This window comes from Streptomyces sp. NBC_00358 (assembly GCF_036099295.1).
Classification (GTDB): Bacteria; Actinomycetota; Actinomycetes; order Streptomycetales; family Streptomycetaceae; genus Streptomyces.
This window is the reverse complement of the sequence record NZ_CP107976.1, coordinates 8377252-8390621: the sequence shown is the minus strand read 5'-3', so window position 1 is coordinate 8390621 and position 13370 is coordinate 8377252. Positions and strand designations below refer to the sequence as shown.

The following is a 13370-nucleotide window of genomic DNA, read 5'->3' as shown; positions in this document are numbered from 1 at the left end:
GGATGCTCCCCCACCCCCAAAGGAGAGATCACCGTGTTCCACCGCCCTGTGTCCAGACGGCGCCTCGCCACGGCCGCCGTCGCCCTGGGCCTGCTGTGCACCCTCTCGGCGAGCGCCTGGGCCGAGGGGCCCGGTCCCCGGACGGCCGTCGCGCCCCATGTCCGCGTCACACCGGTGGCCTCCGCCGCCGGCAGCGCCACGGCACTGTCGGGGTACGCGATCCAGTCCAGCGCCAAGGTGACCGACCCGGCGTCCGCCGTCTCCAGCCCCGGCTACCGGGCGAACGGCTGGTACCCGGCCGGCTCCCGTTCCACGGTCCTCGCGGCACTGCTCGCGAACGGCCGGTACGCGGATCCGTTCTACTCGGACAACCTGCGGAAGATCCCGAAGGCCGACTTCACCGTGCCCTGGTGGTACCGCTCGGACTTCACGGTCGCCGACACCTCCGAGCGCAGCCACCTCGACTTCAGCGGGGTGATCTCGGCCGCCGACGTCTACGTCAACGGCCGCCGGGTCGCCGACGCCGCCGAGGTGGCCGGCGCCTACACGCACCACGAGCTGGACATCACCTCGCTGGTGCGCGCGGGCACCAACACCGTCGCCTTCCGTATCCGGCCCAACGACCCGAACAAGAACCTGACCATGGGCTGGATCGACTGGCTCCAGCCGCCGCCCGACCAGAACATGGGAATCGTCCGCGACGTCCTCGTCCGCCGCGGCGGCCCGGTCGCGCTGCGCGACGCGCATGTGCTGACCCGCCTGGACGTCCCCTCGCTCCGGTCCGCCGACCTCACGGTCAAGGCACGGGCGCGCAACGAGACCGGCTCGGCCGTCACCGCCACGGTCTCGGGCCGCATCGGCTCGGTGCCGTTCTCGAAGACCGTCCCGCTCGCGGCTCACGAGACGAGGACGGTCGTCTTCTCGCGGGCCGACGTCCCCGGGCTCCACCTGAGGTCTCCGCGGGTGTGGTGGCCCGCGGGCATGGGCGGGCAGCCGCTGTACGGCCTCCGGCTGACCGCCTCCGTCGCCGGCGCCGTCTCCGACACCGCGCACGAGGACTTCGGCGTCCGTGAGGTGAAGGCGCCCCTGAACCATGACGGCGCCCGGCAGTACAGCGTCAACGGCCGCAGGCTGCTCATCAAGGGCGGCGGCTGGTCCCCGGACGAGTTCCTGCGCTGGGACCGCGGGTACGTCGAGGACCGGCTCAGGTACGCCCTCGACCTGGGCCTCAACACCATCCGTCTCGAAGGGCACATCGAACCGGACGAGTTCTTCGACCTCGCCGACCGCTACGGCATCCTCACCCTCCCCGGCTGGGAATGCTGCGACAAGTGGGAAGGACAGGTCAACGGCACGGAGACCGGCGACAAGTGGACCGCCGCCGACTATCCGGTCGCCCGGGCCTCGATGGCCGCCGAGGCCGCCCGGCTGCGCGACCACCCGAGCGTCGTCTCCTTCCTCATCGGCAGCGACTTCGCGCCGGACGCCAGGATCGAGAAGACGTACCTCGACGCCCTGAAGGCGGCCGACTGGCCGGACCCGGTGGTGGCCGCCGCGTCCGACAATTCCTCGCCCGTCTCCGGCCGTTCGGGCATGAAGATGACCGGCCCCTACGACTGGATCCCGCCGGGCTACTGGTACGCCAAGCGTGAGGGCGGCGCCACCGGCTTCAACTCCGAGACCGGCGCGGGCCCCGACATCCCCACCCTGGACACCCTGCGCCGCATGATGTCACCCGCCGAACTGGACACCCTCTGGAAGAACCCGGGCGCCAAGCAGTACCACCGCTCGCCGTCCCCGGTCTTCGGCACTCTCAAGATCTACGACGCCGCCCTGGCCGGCCGCTACGGTGCGCCGACCGGTCTCACCGACTACGTACGCAAGGCGCAGCTCGCCCAGTACGAGAACGTGCGGGCGCAGTTCGAGGCGTACGGGCGCAACGCCACCGACGCCTCGAAGCCTTCGACCGGGGTCGTCCACTGGATGCTCAACAGCGGATGGACCTCGCTGCACTGGCAGTTGATGGACCGTTACCTCGACCAGGGCGGGGCCTACTTCGGGGCGAAGAAGGCCAACGAGCCCCTGCACATCCAGTATTCGTACGACGACCGCTCCGTCGTCGTCGTGAACAGCCGGCACGCGTCCGCGTCCGGCCTCACCGCGCGTGTCACGCTGTTCGACACCGACGGCACACAGCGGTACGACCGGACGGCGACCGGTGTCACCGTGCGCGGCGACGGGGCGCGCGGCAGGGTGTTCACGGTGCCGTCCTCGGTGAGCGGGCTCTCGACGACGTATCTCGCGCGGCTGGTCCTGCGCGACGCCGGGGGCAGGGAGGTCAGCCGCAACGTGTACTGGCTGTCGACGCGGCCGGACACCATCGACTGGGCGAACACCGACTGGTACTACACGCCGACGACGGGTTACGCGGACCTCAAGGGGCTCAACTCCATGGCGAGGGTGCCGGTTTCGGCCTCGGTGTCGACCTCGTCCGGTCCCGGCGGGACCTCCACGACGAAGGTCACCCTGCGGAACGAGGGGCACGGGAGGACGCCCTCGCTCCTCACCGACGCGCATCTCGTGGACACCGAGGGCAGGCCGGTGCTGCCGGTGCGGTGGTCCGACAACCAGGTGAGCCTGTGGCCGGGCGAGTCGGTGACGCTGACGGCGACCTGCCGGACGGCCGATCTGCACGGGGCCCGGCCCGCGGTACGGATCTCCGGGTGGAACACGCCGGAGCGGACGGTCCGGGCCCGGTAGGCCCGTCCGGCCCGGTGGAACGGCGCGAGGGGCGGACCCGGTTCGGGCCCGCCCCTCGTCCGGCCCGTGCTCAGCTCACGTTGAGCGCGGTGTCGTCGAGGACGAACGACGTCTGGAGCGTGGAGCCCTCGACGCCGGTGAACTTGATCGTGACGGTCTGCCCGGCATAGGTGGTGCCGAGGCTGAAGGTGCGCTGCGTGTACCCGGAGGCCGCGTTCAGGTTCGAGTACGTCGCCAGGGTGGACAGCACGGTGCCGCTGCTGTTGACGACCTGCGCCTTGAGGGTGTCGTACGCGGTGCTCGTGGACGTCTCGGCCGTGTCCACGTGCAGATAGAAGCTCAGGGTGGCCGAGCATCCCGAGGGGATGGTCACGGCCTGGGAGAGCGTGTCCGTGTTGGCCGAGCCGTAGCCGTTGAGCCACGCCTTGTAGGAACCGGTGCGCGCCGCCTCGCTGGAGCTGGTGGTGATCACACCGCTCGTGCCGGTCCAGGACGTGCTGCCGGACTCGAAGCCGGGGTTGGCGAGCAACTGGGCTGCCGTGCAGGTTCCGGTGCCACCGCCACCACCACCGCTGCTGGTCGTGCCCGCGAGCCAGTCGGTGGCGTTGAGGGCGAGCGCCGCGTTGGTCGCGCCGGTGTCGTTCCAGCCGTCGTACAGGGTGTTGCCGGACTGGCCGGTCCCGTCGTCCATCGGTGAACTGTCGCCCCAGAAGGCGACCTTGCCGCTGCCGAAGGTGCTGGTCGCGAAGAAGGCGCCGGTGTTCCCGGAGTAACCGGTCCGGTAGAGCAGGCCCTTGACGGCCGAGTTGTCCGCCGGCTTGAGCGTGGCCGTGGTCCCGTCCGCGATCAGGCTCTTGGTGACGGTGCCGAACGAGCCGTGCAGGACCGCGTTGGTGCTGTCACTGATGGCGCTCGGGTAGTCGGAGCCGACGTCCAGCGTGTCGATGGAGAAGCCGAACGGGTCGGTGCTGTCGACGCTGTTGTTGGCCATCAGGTCGTTGAAGATCTCGACCGCGTCGTAGCCGTCGCTGTTGCGGTCGGCGCCGGTGTGGTCGGAGATCATGAAGAGGCCGCCGCCGTTCTTGACGAACGTCATGATGGCGGTCTTCTCGGCGGTGGTGAACAGCGTGTTGGGCTCGGGCAGCACCAGCTCGTCGAAGTTCGCGAGATCGGTCGCGGCGCTGCCGCCGTAGGTGAGGCTGGAGCCCGAAGGCAGCGTCTTGAGGCTGTAGTTGCCGGTCTTCTGCAGGGCAACGCCCCACGAGGACAGTGCGCCCGTCCAGGAAGTCTCCGAGGTCGGGCTGGAGTTCTGGCCGAGCGGGTCGGGCTGGCTGGTGGAGATGATCCAGTCGGCGTTGCCCGCGGTCTCGGCGTGGCCGTTGTCGAACAGGACGCGGTGGGGGGTGGCCGCGTGGGCGGGGACGACGGTGGCCGCCTGAACGGCGGCTCCCGTGATGAGCAGACCGAACACGGCCAGCGCCGTGGTGAGTCTGTGGCGCGACTTCCTGAATCCGAGCATCCGGCGAACCTCCGTCAGGGGTGGGGAGAGGCAGTACGGGCGCTGAGTCTGCGCGCGTAGAACGGAAGTTGGCCGTCCTCCACGCGACAGATCATTGAACGGTACATGACCAACTGGCGGCTGCACAGGGCCCGGAGGTGTTCGTCACGGGTGCGGGTCCGGGGGCGGACTGGCTCGGCCCGTTGCGGGCAGATACATACCATCGGGGGACCGACCAAGAGGGGCGGAGATGGAGATCTCGGGCATCATCAGTGCCATCCTCATCGGCATCATCATCGGTGTACTGGGCCGGCTCGCCGTACCCGGACGCCAGCGCATCGGCATCCTGTGGACGATCGCGGTCGGCATCGTGGCCGCGTTCATCGGGTCGGGGGTCGCCGCCGCGTTCGGCGTCGCCGACACCAAGGGCGTCGACTGGATCGAATGGCTCATCCAGATCGGCCTGGCCGCACTGGGCGTCGCGGCACTGGACCGGGCGAGGGGGCGGCACTGAGCGGTGGGCGCCGGCGACCGACGCGGAGCGGTCGACGCCGAGCGGCGGGGCTTCAGTCGGCCTGCGCCGAGCGGCGGACGCTGAGCGGCCCGCGCTGCACAGCCGAGGCCGAGCGGCGGACGCTGAACGGCCGCCGCTGAACGGGCCCTCAGCAACCCGGTGCTGAACGCACGGGGACTGATCGCCGACGCTGATCAGCTCGGGCTCATCGGCTCGGGCTGAGCAGCCTGGGCTCATCTCCCCAGGCTCGTCGGCTCGGGGCTCATCGGCTCGGGCTCGTCGGCTCGGGGCTCGTCGGTTCGGGCTGAGCAGGCTGGGCTCAGGGGTCGGGGCTCAGCAGGCCGGTCCGGGGCGACCTGGTGCGGAGTACCGGAGGGCCCGTGGTGGCGCCGCCGAATTGCGTTGCGGGGCGCGTGTCCGCGCGGCTACGGTCTGCGGGCTTCGCACCCGCCCGCCCGACGCCACGGAGAGACCTTGCCGCCACGCATCACGCCGTTGACCGACCCCGAGTCCACCTCGTCGAGCCGGCGTCTGGCCTGGCTGGCCTCGGATGCCGAAGGGGTCCCGGTGGGCTCGGCGTTCCTCCGGCTGTCCACCGAGGAGGGCAGGGATCACCGCGCCGGGCTGGAGATCGCCGTGCACCCCGCCGAACGGCGCGCGGGGGTGGGCGGCGCTCTCCTGGACGCCGCGGTGGCCGCCGCGCGGCGCGACGAACGGCGGTCACTGGTCTGCCCGGTCACGGCGGGCTCTCCCGGCGACGGGTTCCTCGCGGCGCGCGGGTTCCACCAGGCGCTGGCCCTGACGTTCGCACGCCTCGCGCTGCCGGAACTGGACCTCCGGCCCATCACCGAAATCGTCGAACGCCCGCACCCGGGCTACGAGTTGACACACTGGGACGGCGTCGTGCCGCCCGGGCCGGCGCACTCCTACGCCGACTCCCGGCGGGCCATGGACGACATGCCGATGGAGGGCAGCGACCACGGGATCGACGTCTGGGACGTCGAGCGGGTCGTGGCGGTGGCCGAGGTCGTGCTCGAACGGGGCGACGCGCTCCAGACGGTGGCGGTGGTGGACCGCTCGGACGGATCCATCGTCGGCTTCTCGGAACTCGTCGTCCCGGGCGACGGCCGGGGCGACGCCCAGCACTACGGAACCGGCGTCCTGCCCGAGCACCGGGGCCACGGCCTCGGGCTCTGGATGAAGGCGGAGTCGATCCGCCTGGCCCGCCTGCGCCACCCGGACCTGACCGGCCTGCTGACCGACACGGCCGACAGCAACGCGCCCATGATCGGCATCAACGACGCACTGGGCTACCGGCCCACCCACCGGGAGCTGGAGTACCGGCTGGACCTCCGACCGACGGGAGTCGCCTTCGGCGTCAGGCAGAGGCCTTGAGCGCGGCCAGACCGTCGTAGGCGGACGCGTGCGCGGGCGTCCAGCCCAGTTCCCGCTCCGCCTTGGCCGAGGACACCCGCAGGGTCGTCCGCATCACGGCGTGCGCGTACGTCATGGGCCCCATCATCCACAGCGGCACGGTCATCGGCCTCGGGAGGCCGAACTCCTCGGCCACGGCCCGGACATGGGCGGCGAACCCCAGCGGCGTACGGTCGGCGACGTTGTACGCCTCCCCCGGGCGCCCGTGTTCCACGGCGGCGGCCACCGCGCTTGCCGCGTCCGCGAGGTCGACCCAGGGCAGGACCCGGCCGTGGTCCTCGGCCACGGGGAGCCTCCTCCCGCGCAGCAGGGGCAGCAGGGCGTCGGTGCCACCCGCGCCGTAGAAGAGGCCGAAGCGCAGCGCGATGCCCTCCAGACCGGCGGCCTCGAAGACCAGTCGCTCCTTGACGCGCATGGCCGCGATGTGCCGTTCCAGTTGGAGCGTGGTCCCTTGCGGACCGAACGTGTCGGACTCGGTGACGGCCCGGTCGCCGTGGTCGCCGTATCCGTATCCGAAGACCATCGACTCGGCGACGAGCCGGCGTGCGCCGGTTGCTCGCGCGGCCTCGATCAGGTGGGCGGTGCCGTCGACGCGCAAGTCGTCGGTCGCGTGCATGTCGCGGTGCCGCAGGGGCGCCTTGCGCAGGGCGGTCGCGGCCAGCACGACGGTGTCGTAGTGCCGGCCGTCGACGGCCCGTAGCAGCGCGTCGCGGTCCATGAGGTCGGCCCGGACGTCGTTGGCGGGGCCGCGGCCGAGGCCGGCGACTCGGTGGCCCGCCTCGGTGAGGGCCCGGGTGATGTGCCGGCCGAGGACCCCGCTCGCACCGGCCAGGAGAATGCTCTGGTTCGTGGTCATACCGATGCGACGGATCGCGGAGGCGCGGATGTGACATCGGCCCGGCCGCTCCCCCGGGCGGCGGCCGGCGTCATGCTTCGTACACGTACGGCGTGGTCGTGGTGAGCGGCTGGAAGCCCAGCCGGGCGAGGACGGGGCGGCTCTGGCTGGAGGCGTCGACCTGGACGTAGCGGTACCCGCGGGCCGCCGCGACCCGGGCGCGGTGCGCGACGAGGGCGCGGTAGATGCCGCGGCCCCGCCAGGCCTGCACGGTGCCGCCGCCCCACAGTCCGGCGAACCGTGCCCCTGGCAGGAGTTCCATACGGGCCGCGCTGACGGGGACGTCGCCGGCGAGTGCCACGACGGCCACGACCGTGTCCGTGGCGCCCGTGAGCTGGGCGAGCAGTTGGTGGCGCAGGAGGGTGCTGTCCCCGCCGAAGGCCTGCTCGTGGACGGCGGCCACGAGGTCGACGCCCGCACGGTCGGTGACCGGCAGCAGCCGTACGCCCTCGGGCGGTTCGACGTCGAGGGCCAGATCGCCGAGCTCGGCGATCATCAGTGTCTCCTCGGGCTCGGCGACGAAGCCGGCCGCCCGAAGCCGCTGTCCCAGGTCCTCCGGCCGGTCGTGCCCGTACAGCTTCCACTCGAACCCGCCCCCGAGCCCGGAGAAGAAGCGCACCTGCCGGGCGATGGCCGCGTCGGCGTTCGTCTCGTCCAGGTCGGACCAGATCACCCCGTTCCAGCCCTTGTCCGCGCCGACCTGGCGCACCACCCCGCCGTCGCGCTCGACCCGGGCGCCGGGTGCGTCGGGCCGGGCGCCTTCCCGCATGTCCCGGTCGAACAGGGCGAGTACCGCAACGTGGTCCATGGGCTCACTCCAGCATCCCGGGACGAACGGGGCAACGGGAATATGTGGCCCACGGGTGGTCGGGAAGGACCTGGTGAGGCGTGTGGGGGAAGGAGGTTCGGCTCGGCCGCCGCGGAGGGCCGGGCCGCAGGTGGCCGTTCCCCGCAGTCGCGCCCCGGCACGAGGGCGTCCGGGCGGGCCCTTCGTCAGGCCCCGCCCGGACGCCGGTTCCACGTCGGCCGGATCAGCCGGTGGCGGCCAGCTCCTGCTGCCGCACGGAGCTCGGGGGCGTCGACCGGACCCGGCGCAGGCCGGTCAGGCTGACGAACACCAGGGAGAAGACGCCCGCCAGGGCGAAGGCGGTGAAGCCCGCGGTGGTCGAGCCGGTGGCGAGCAGCCGGCCGCCGAGCCAGGGGCCGAAGACGGCGCCGAAGCGTCCCATGCCGGAGGTCCAGCCGACCGCGGTGGCGCGGTTGTCGTCCTCGGAGCGGTGCGCCACCGTCGCGTAGATCATGGCCTGGGCCGAGAAGAGGAAGAGTCCGGTCAGGAAGACGACGGTGTAGGTGAGGGGCAGCGCCATCCTGAAGCTGAGGGAGTAGATCCCGACGGCGGTGGCGCCGAACCAGATCGCGGAGATCAGCGAGCCCCCGAACTTGTCGGTGAGGCGGCCGCCGATCAGCATGCCGACGATGCCGCCGAGGTTGATGACGATCACGAAGCCGATCGAGGACCCGAGGTTGTAGCCGTTGGCCTTCATCAGCGAGGGCAGCCACTGCGAGACGCCGTAGACGAGCAGGAGACCGCCGAAGGAGGCGATCCAGAAGAGCAGGGTCTGGGCCCAGCGGCCGCCGCGGAACAGGGCGGCGACGGCTGCGAAGCGGTCCGCCGCGGCCTGCCGCTCCCCGGCACGGGCGGCCAGGTCGACTCCGTGGCGGTCGGCGAGCGCGCGGGCCTCGTCGGTGCGGCCCTTGGCCTGGAGGAAGGACATCGACTCGGGCAGGTACACGGCCGCCAGCGGCACCCCGATGAACAGCGGTATCACGCAGATCCAGAACGAGACCCGCCAGTCGCCCGTCCCGAGCGCCACGAATCCGGCGACGATGCCACCGGCCTGGTGAGCGGTCATCAGGGAGCCCACGATCAGGGCTCGGCGGCCCTTCGGGGCGTACTCGGTGGCCATGGTGATCGCGCTCGGCAGCAGGCCGCCGAGGCCGAGGCCCGCCAGGAAGCGGCCGAGGCTGAAGACGTCCAGGGTGGAGGCCGAGGCGCAGACCGCGGAGGCCAGCGAGAACACGGCGGTCGAGGCGATGATCGTCTTCTTGCGGCCGACCCAGTCGCTGACGGTGCCCGAGGACAGGGCGCCGATCAGCATGCCGAAGGTGGCGTAGGAGCCGACGTCGCCGGCCTTGCCGGGGTCGATACCGAGGGCCTTCGTCTCCAGCATGTGCGGCAGCACGGAGCCGTAGATGAACATGTCGAGGCCGTCGAAGAGGACGACCAGCCAGCAGAGGCCGACGACCAGCGCGGCCAGTCTGCTGCCGCCGCGAGCGGGCAGGGCGAGGGAGGAGGACATCGTTGTTTCCTCTCGTCCAGGAGGCGTGGGCCCTGGAAGGGGATCGGGGGTGCGGGTCGACGCGGCTCGTGCGGCTGACCCGATTGTGCGACAGACGCTAAGGAGTGAGCTCCCAGAGTGTCAACGCTTTTGTCAACAATCCTGGAATCAATCAGGCCACCGTCCGAGACCGTCGCACAGGCAGCTGAAAGCCAGGTGAAAGCGCACGCGGGCGGCACACGCCCCATGCCGCCCGCGCGTATGTACTGGCTTGATCCGGTCGCTCAGTTGACCGTCCGACAGGAAGCCGCCGGAGGCCGGTCAGCCGATGGGCGGTGTGCCGTGCGTGTGGAAGGACTCGATGGTCTTCAGACCCCAGGCCTGGCCCTTCTTCCGCTCGTTCTCGGTCCAGGTGACGAGCGGCCAGTCGGGGGCCAGGACGAGGCGGGTGAGCGGGTTGCACAACTCGATGCGGTTACCGCCCGGTTCGTAGACGTAGAGGAAGAACGTCTGCTGGATGGCGTGCTTGTGCGGGCCCGTCTCGATGAACACACCCGTGTCGATGGCGAGATCGGCGGCGCGCAGGATGTCCTCGCGGGTGTCCGTGGCGAAGGCGATGTGGTGCAGGCGTCCGCTCGAACCCGTCCAGTCCTCCGTGTAGACGACGTCGTACGACTTGTTGCTGAAGGTCAGCCACTGGGCGGCGATCCGGCCGCTGTCGAGCTGGATCTGCTCGGTCGGGCGGGCCCCGAGCGCGTCGCGGACGAAGTCTCCGTTGGCGGCGACGTCGGAGGCCAGGTAGTTCACGTGGTCGAGGCGTCGTACGCCGACCCCGTGGCCGGGCTTGGCCTGCGGCTGGTTCTTCAGGCCGGGCTTCAGGTGGTCGGGCGCCCGGTACCACTCGCTCTCCCAGTACAGGGCGAGTTCGTGGCCGTCGGGGTCGGTGGTGACGTAGAGCGGGCCGAGGCCGGGCTCGTCGTTCACCCAGCGGCCCTCGCGGCCGGCGCTCCCGATCTCCTTCACCCGGCGCTGGAGGGCCTCCTCGCTGGAGGCGCGCAGAGCGGTGCGGCGGATGCCCGAGGTCGTGTGGGCGGTCAGGGTCAGGCTGTGGTGCTCGTAGTCGTCCCAGGTCCGCAGGTAGACGGAGTCTCCGGAGCGGCCGTTCTCGGTCAGGCCGAGGTAGTCCGTGAAGAACCGGACGCTGGCGTCCAGGTCGGGGGTGAGCAGTTCGACGTGCCCGAGGTGGGCGATGTCGCCGAGCGGCGGGGCCATGGGGCCTCCTCAGTTTTGTGCGGCTCCGGCCGGCCGGGGGAAGACCGTGCCGTCGAAGAGCTTGCGTGCGGTGCGGACCACGGCGGTGCGCCGGGCCACGGGTGCGGTGTCTCCCGGGCCGTACTCGACACCGGCTTCGATGTCGAGGAATCCGGTGGGGTGTTCGATACGCAGTCGGTCGCCCCGTTCCGGCGGACGTGCCACGGCGTGCCCGACGCCGCCCTCCACCCGAAGCCCGGCGGCGACGCTCGCGGCGCCGAGGACCCCGATGGAGGTGTGGCAGCGAACCGGGATGAAGGTGCGGGTCATGACGGCTCCGCCGGCGCGGGGTGGGGCGAGCAGGGTCAGCTTGGGAACGGTGGCGCTCCCGACGTCCCCGAGACCCATCAACTTGCCTGCCTCCAGGCGGATCTCGCGGAGCCGGCCGACCAGTACCTGATCCGCCTCCAGGTCCTTGGGGTCCTCGTATCCGGTGACACCCAGCGAGGAAGCGGCGATGAGCACCGTCGGCATGCCGTTGTCCACGCAGGTCACCGGAGTGCCGGCGACGAGGTCGCGGGCGTGGCCGGTGGGCAGCAACGGGGCGCTCCCCCGCGGGAATTCGATCACCACGGGCGCCGCGGTCCCCGGCACTCCGGAGATCTCGGCGGAGCCCTCGTAGACCACGCGCCCGCCCTCGGTGGGGAAGCTCGCGTGGGCGAGGTCCCCCGAGTTGACCATGCGGATGCGTACCGACGTACGGCCCTCCCCCGGTTCGACGAGTCCGCGTTCGACGGCGAACGGGCCGACTCCGGCGAGGATGTTGCCGCAGTTCTGACGGTCCGACACCTCCGCCCGGTCGACGGCGACCTGGAGGAACAGGTAGTCGACGTCCGCGGCGGGGTCGGCGGAGGCCGAGACCACGGCCACCTTGCTGGTCAGCGGGTGCGCGCCGCCCAGTCCGTCGATCTGGCGCGGGTCGGGGCTGCCCATCACGCGCAGCAGCAGGTCGTCGCGTTCGGCCGGGTCGGCGGGCAGGTCCCCGGCCAGGAAGTAGGCGCCCTTGGAGGTGCCGCCGCGCAGCAGCATGCAGCGCACCTCCCCGGGCCCGCTCACGGCGCGGCTCCGCCCCCGGCGTACTCGTCGTACGTCGTGTACGTCACGCCCAGTCGCACCAGGGTCTCGCGCAACCCGTAGCGGTCCAGGCCGAGTTCGCCTTCGAGGAAGGCGGCACGGGCCAGCGCCTCCTTCCGCTCACGGGCCTCGGAGGCCTCGGCGACCTCGCGGGCGTCCTCGCGGGGCACGCACACCACGCCGTCGTCGTCGGCGAGGATCACGTCGCCGGGCCGGACGATCTGGCCGCCGAGGACCACCGGGACGTTCACGGAGCCGCCGGTCGCCTTCACGGTGCCCTGCGGGCTGACGGCGGCGGACCAGGCGGGAAAGCCCATCCCGCGCAGTTCCGCGGTGTCCCGGATGCCGGCGTTGATGACCAGTCCGCGCACGCCCCGCCGCTGGAGCGCGGTGGCGAACAGTTCGCCGAACATGCCGTCCGTGGAGGGCGAGGTGGTGGTGACGACCAGGAGGTCGCCCTCGCCGCACTGCTCGACGGCGGCGTGAATCATGAGGTTGTCTCCCGGCCAGGACAGCACGGTGACGGCGGTGCCCGCGACGCGGACGCCCTGCTGGATGGGGCGCAGACGGGTCCCGAGCAGGCCGGTACGGCCCATGGCCTCGTGCACGGTCGCGGTGCCGTGTCCGGCGATCGCCTCGACGTCCTTCGCGTCCGCCTTCGGCGGGCCGGTGACGATCACGCCGCTCATGCCAGCTCCTTGGCGATCTGCGGGTAGGGACGCATGTACGCCTCGGCCATGGTCTTGTGCGCCAGGCCCAGGTTGGGGCCGGCGTTGCGCTTGAGCTGGACCCCGCGGCGTACGGCGAGGTCGGTGTAGTAGTCCCACAGGTGCTGCTGGGCGCCGAGGCATTCCATCGCCTTGCGCTTGGTCTCCCACACCTCGCTGATGTCGAGGAGCACCTGGGGCTTGAAGCCGCTCATCTCGGGCTGGTGGGGCTCGAAGTAGAAGACGGGCGGGGCGCCGATGATCTCGCCCTCGCCGGGGTAGCCGATGGCCTGGGCGAGGATCCGGGCCTCCAGCGCCATACGGTGGGCGGCCGGGTGGTCGCCGTTGTACGGGTCCTCGGCCGGGTGGGTGAGCACGACGTCCGGCTGGGTCTCGCGGTAGACCGCCACCAGCCGGTCGGTGAGCTCGGCGGTGGCCGTCAGCGGGTAGTCGCCGGCGTCGAAGAAGCGGACCTCGGCGCCGAGGGTGGCGGCGGCCTTCTCGGCCTCCTCCCGGCGTATCGCCTTGATCTCTTCGAGCGTCCTGCCCTCGCGCCAGGCCTTGGCGGACTCGCCGCGCTCGCCGAAGGTCAGGCACGCGACGGTGACCTTCTCCCCCCGGGAGGCGGCCAGGGCGATGGCTCCCCCGGCCCGCCACACGAAGTCCCCGGCGTGCGCGGTGACGACCAGTGTCGACCGTGCCGGGCGTCCCCCCTTCTCCGGTGGGGCCGAGGGGTCGGGGGCGGCGGGCGCGTTGCCGTGCGTCATTGCAGCAATCTCCTTGGTGGACAGGTGGGCGCCCGCCTCGGATGTCCGCCGTGCCGCGCGTCGCCACGCGG

At 71.7% G+C, this 13370-nt stretch carries 11 protein-coding genes; 3 read left to right on the top strand and 8 right to left on the bottom strand.

All coding sequences use genetic code 11. The features are described from left to right. Nucleotides 1–33: 33 nt before the first annotated feature. Nucleotides 34–2760, top strand: a complete 2727-nt coding sequence (locus OHT01_RS35855; protein WP_328557272.1) for a glycoside hydrolase family 2 protein — start codon at nucleotides 34–36, stop codon at nucleotides 2758–2760. Nucleotides 2761–2830: 70 nt separating this feature from the next. Here the strand turns inward: OHT01_RS35855 and OHT01_RS35850 are convergent, their stop codons facing one another. After that, nucleotides 2831–4279: a hydrolase gene (locus OHT01_RS35850; protein WP_328557271.1), complete on the bottom strand. Its 1449-nt coding sequence runs from the start codon at nucleotides 4277–4279 to the stop codon at nucleotides 2831–2833. Between the two features lie 229 nt (nucleotides 4280–4508). On the opposite strand from OHT01_RS35850, the gene OHT01_RS35845 reads away from it, so the two are divergent. Together OHT01_RS35845 and OHT01_RS35840 are read left to right on the top strand one after the other, a co-directional pair. Then, nucleotides 4509–4772 (top strand): GlsB/YeaQ/YmgE family stress response membrane protein, encoded by a 264-nt coding sequence (locus OHT01_RS35845; RefSeq protein ID WP_328557270.1) that lies wholly within the window; start codon nucleotides 4509–4511, stop codon nucleotides 4770–4772. A 474-nt stretch (nucleotides 4773–5246) separates the two neighbouring features. Beyond that, on the top strand, nucleotides 5247–6167 hold the full coding sequence (locus tag OHT01_RS35840; protein ID WP_328557269.1) for a GNAT family N-acetyltransferase: 921 nt from the start codon (nucleotides 5247–5249) through the stop codon (nucleotides 6165–6167). Here OHT01_RS35840 and OHT01_RS35835 read toward each other — a convergent pair. The 7 genes from OHT01_RS35835 to OHT01_RS35805 all read right to left on the bottom strand — a co-directional run bounded on the left by OHT01_RS35835 (nucleotide 6151) and on the right by OHT01_RS35805 (nucleotide 13299). Beyond that, nucleotides 6151–7062: an NAD-dependent epimerase/dehydratase family protein gene (locus OHT01_RS35835; protein WP_328557268.1), complete on the bottom strand. Its 912-nt coding sequence runs from the start codon at nucleotides 7060–7062 to the stop codon at nucleotides 6151–6153. The two genes, OHT01_RS35840 and OHT01_RS35835, sit on opposite strands and share 17 nt — an antisense overlap. Nucleotides 7063–7132: 70 nt before the next feature. Next, nucleotides 7133–7909, bottom strand: a complete 777-nt coding sequence (locus tag OHT01_RS35830; RefSeq protein WP_328557267.1) for a GNAT family N-acetyltransferase — start codon at nucleotides 7907–7909, stop codon at nucleotides 7133–7135. A 223-nt stretch (nucleotides 7910–8132) separates the two neighbouring features. After that, nucleotides 8133–9461, bottom strand: a complete 1329-nt coding sequence (locus tag OHT01_RS35825) for an MFS transporter (RefSeq protein WP_328557266.1) — start codon at nucleotides 9459–9461, stop codon at nucleotides 8133–8135. Nucleotides 9462–9761: 300 nt separating this feature from the next. Then, on the bottom strand, nucleotides 9762–10712 hold the full coding sequence (locus tag OHT01_RS35820; RefSeq protein WP_328557265.1) for a catechol 2,3-dioxygenase: 951 nt from the start codon (nucleotides 10710–10712) through the stop codon (nucleotides 9762–9764). A 9-nt stretch (nucleotides 10713–10721) separates the two neighbouring features. Beyond that, nucleotides 10722–11780, bottom strand: coding sequence for a 4-oxalomesaconate tautomerase (locus OHT01_RS35815; protein ID WP_443043563.1), 1059 nt, complete (start codon nucleotides 11778–11780; stop codon nucleotides 10722–10724). Between the two features lie 23 nt (nucleotides 11781–11803). Then, complete coding sequence (locus OHT01_RS35810) at nucleotides 11804–12514, bottom strand: 4-carboxy-4-hydroxy-2-oxoadipate aldolase/oxaloacetate decarboxylase (protein WP_328557263.1); 711 nt, start codon at nucleotides 12512–12514, stop codon at nucleotides 11804–11806. Further along, nucleotides 12511–13299 carry a PIG-L deacetylase family protein gene (locus OHT01_RS35805; RefSeq protein ID WP_328557262.1) on the bottom strand — a complete coding sequence of 263 codons (789 nt, stop codon included), beginning with the start codon at nucleotides 13297–13299 and terminating at the stop codon, nucleotides 12511–12513. The genes OHT01_RS35810 and OHT01_RS35805 overlap by 4 nt, the downstream gene beginning before the upstream one ends. Between the last annotated feature and the right edge of the window lie 71 nt (nucleotides 13300–13370).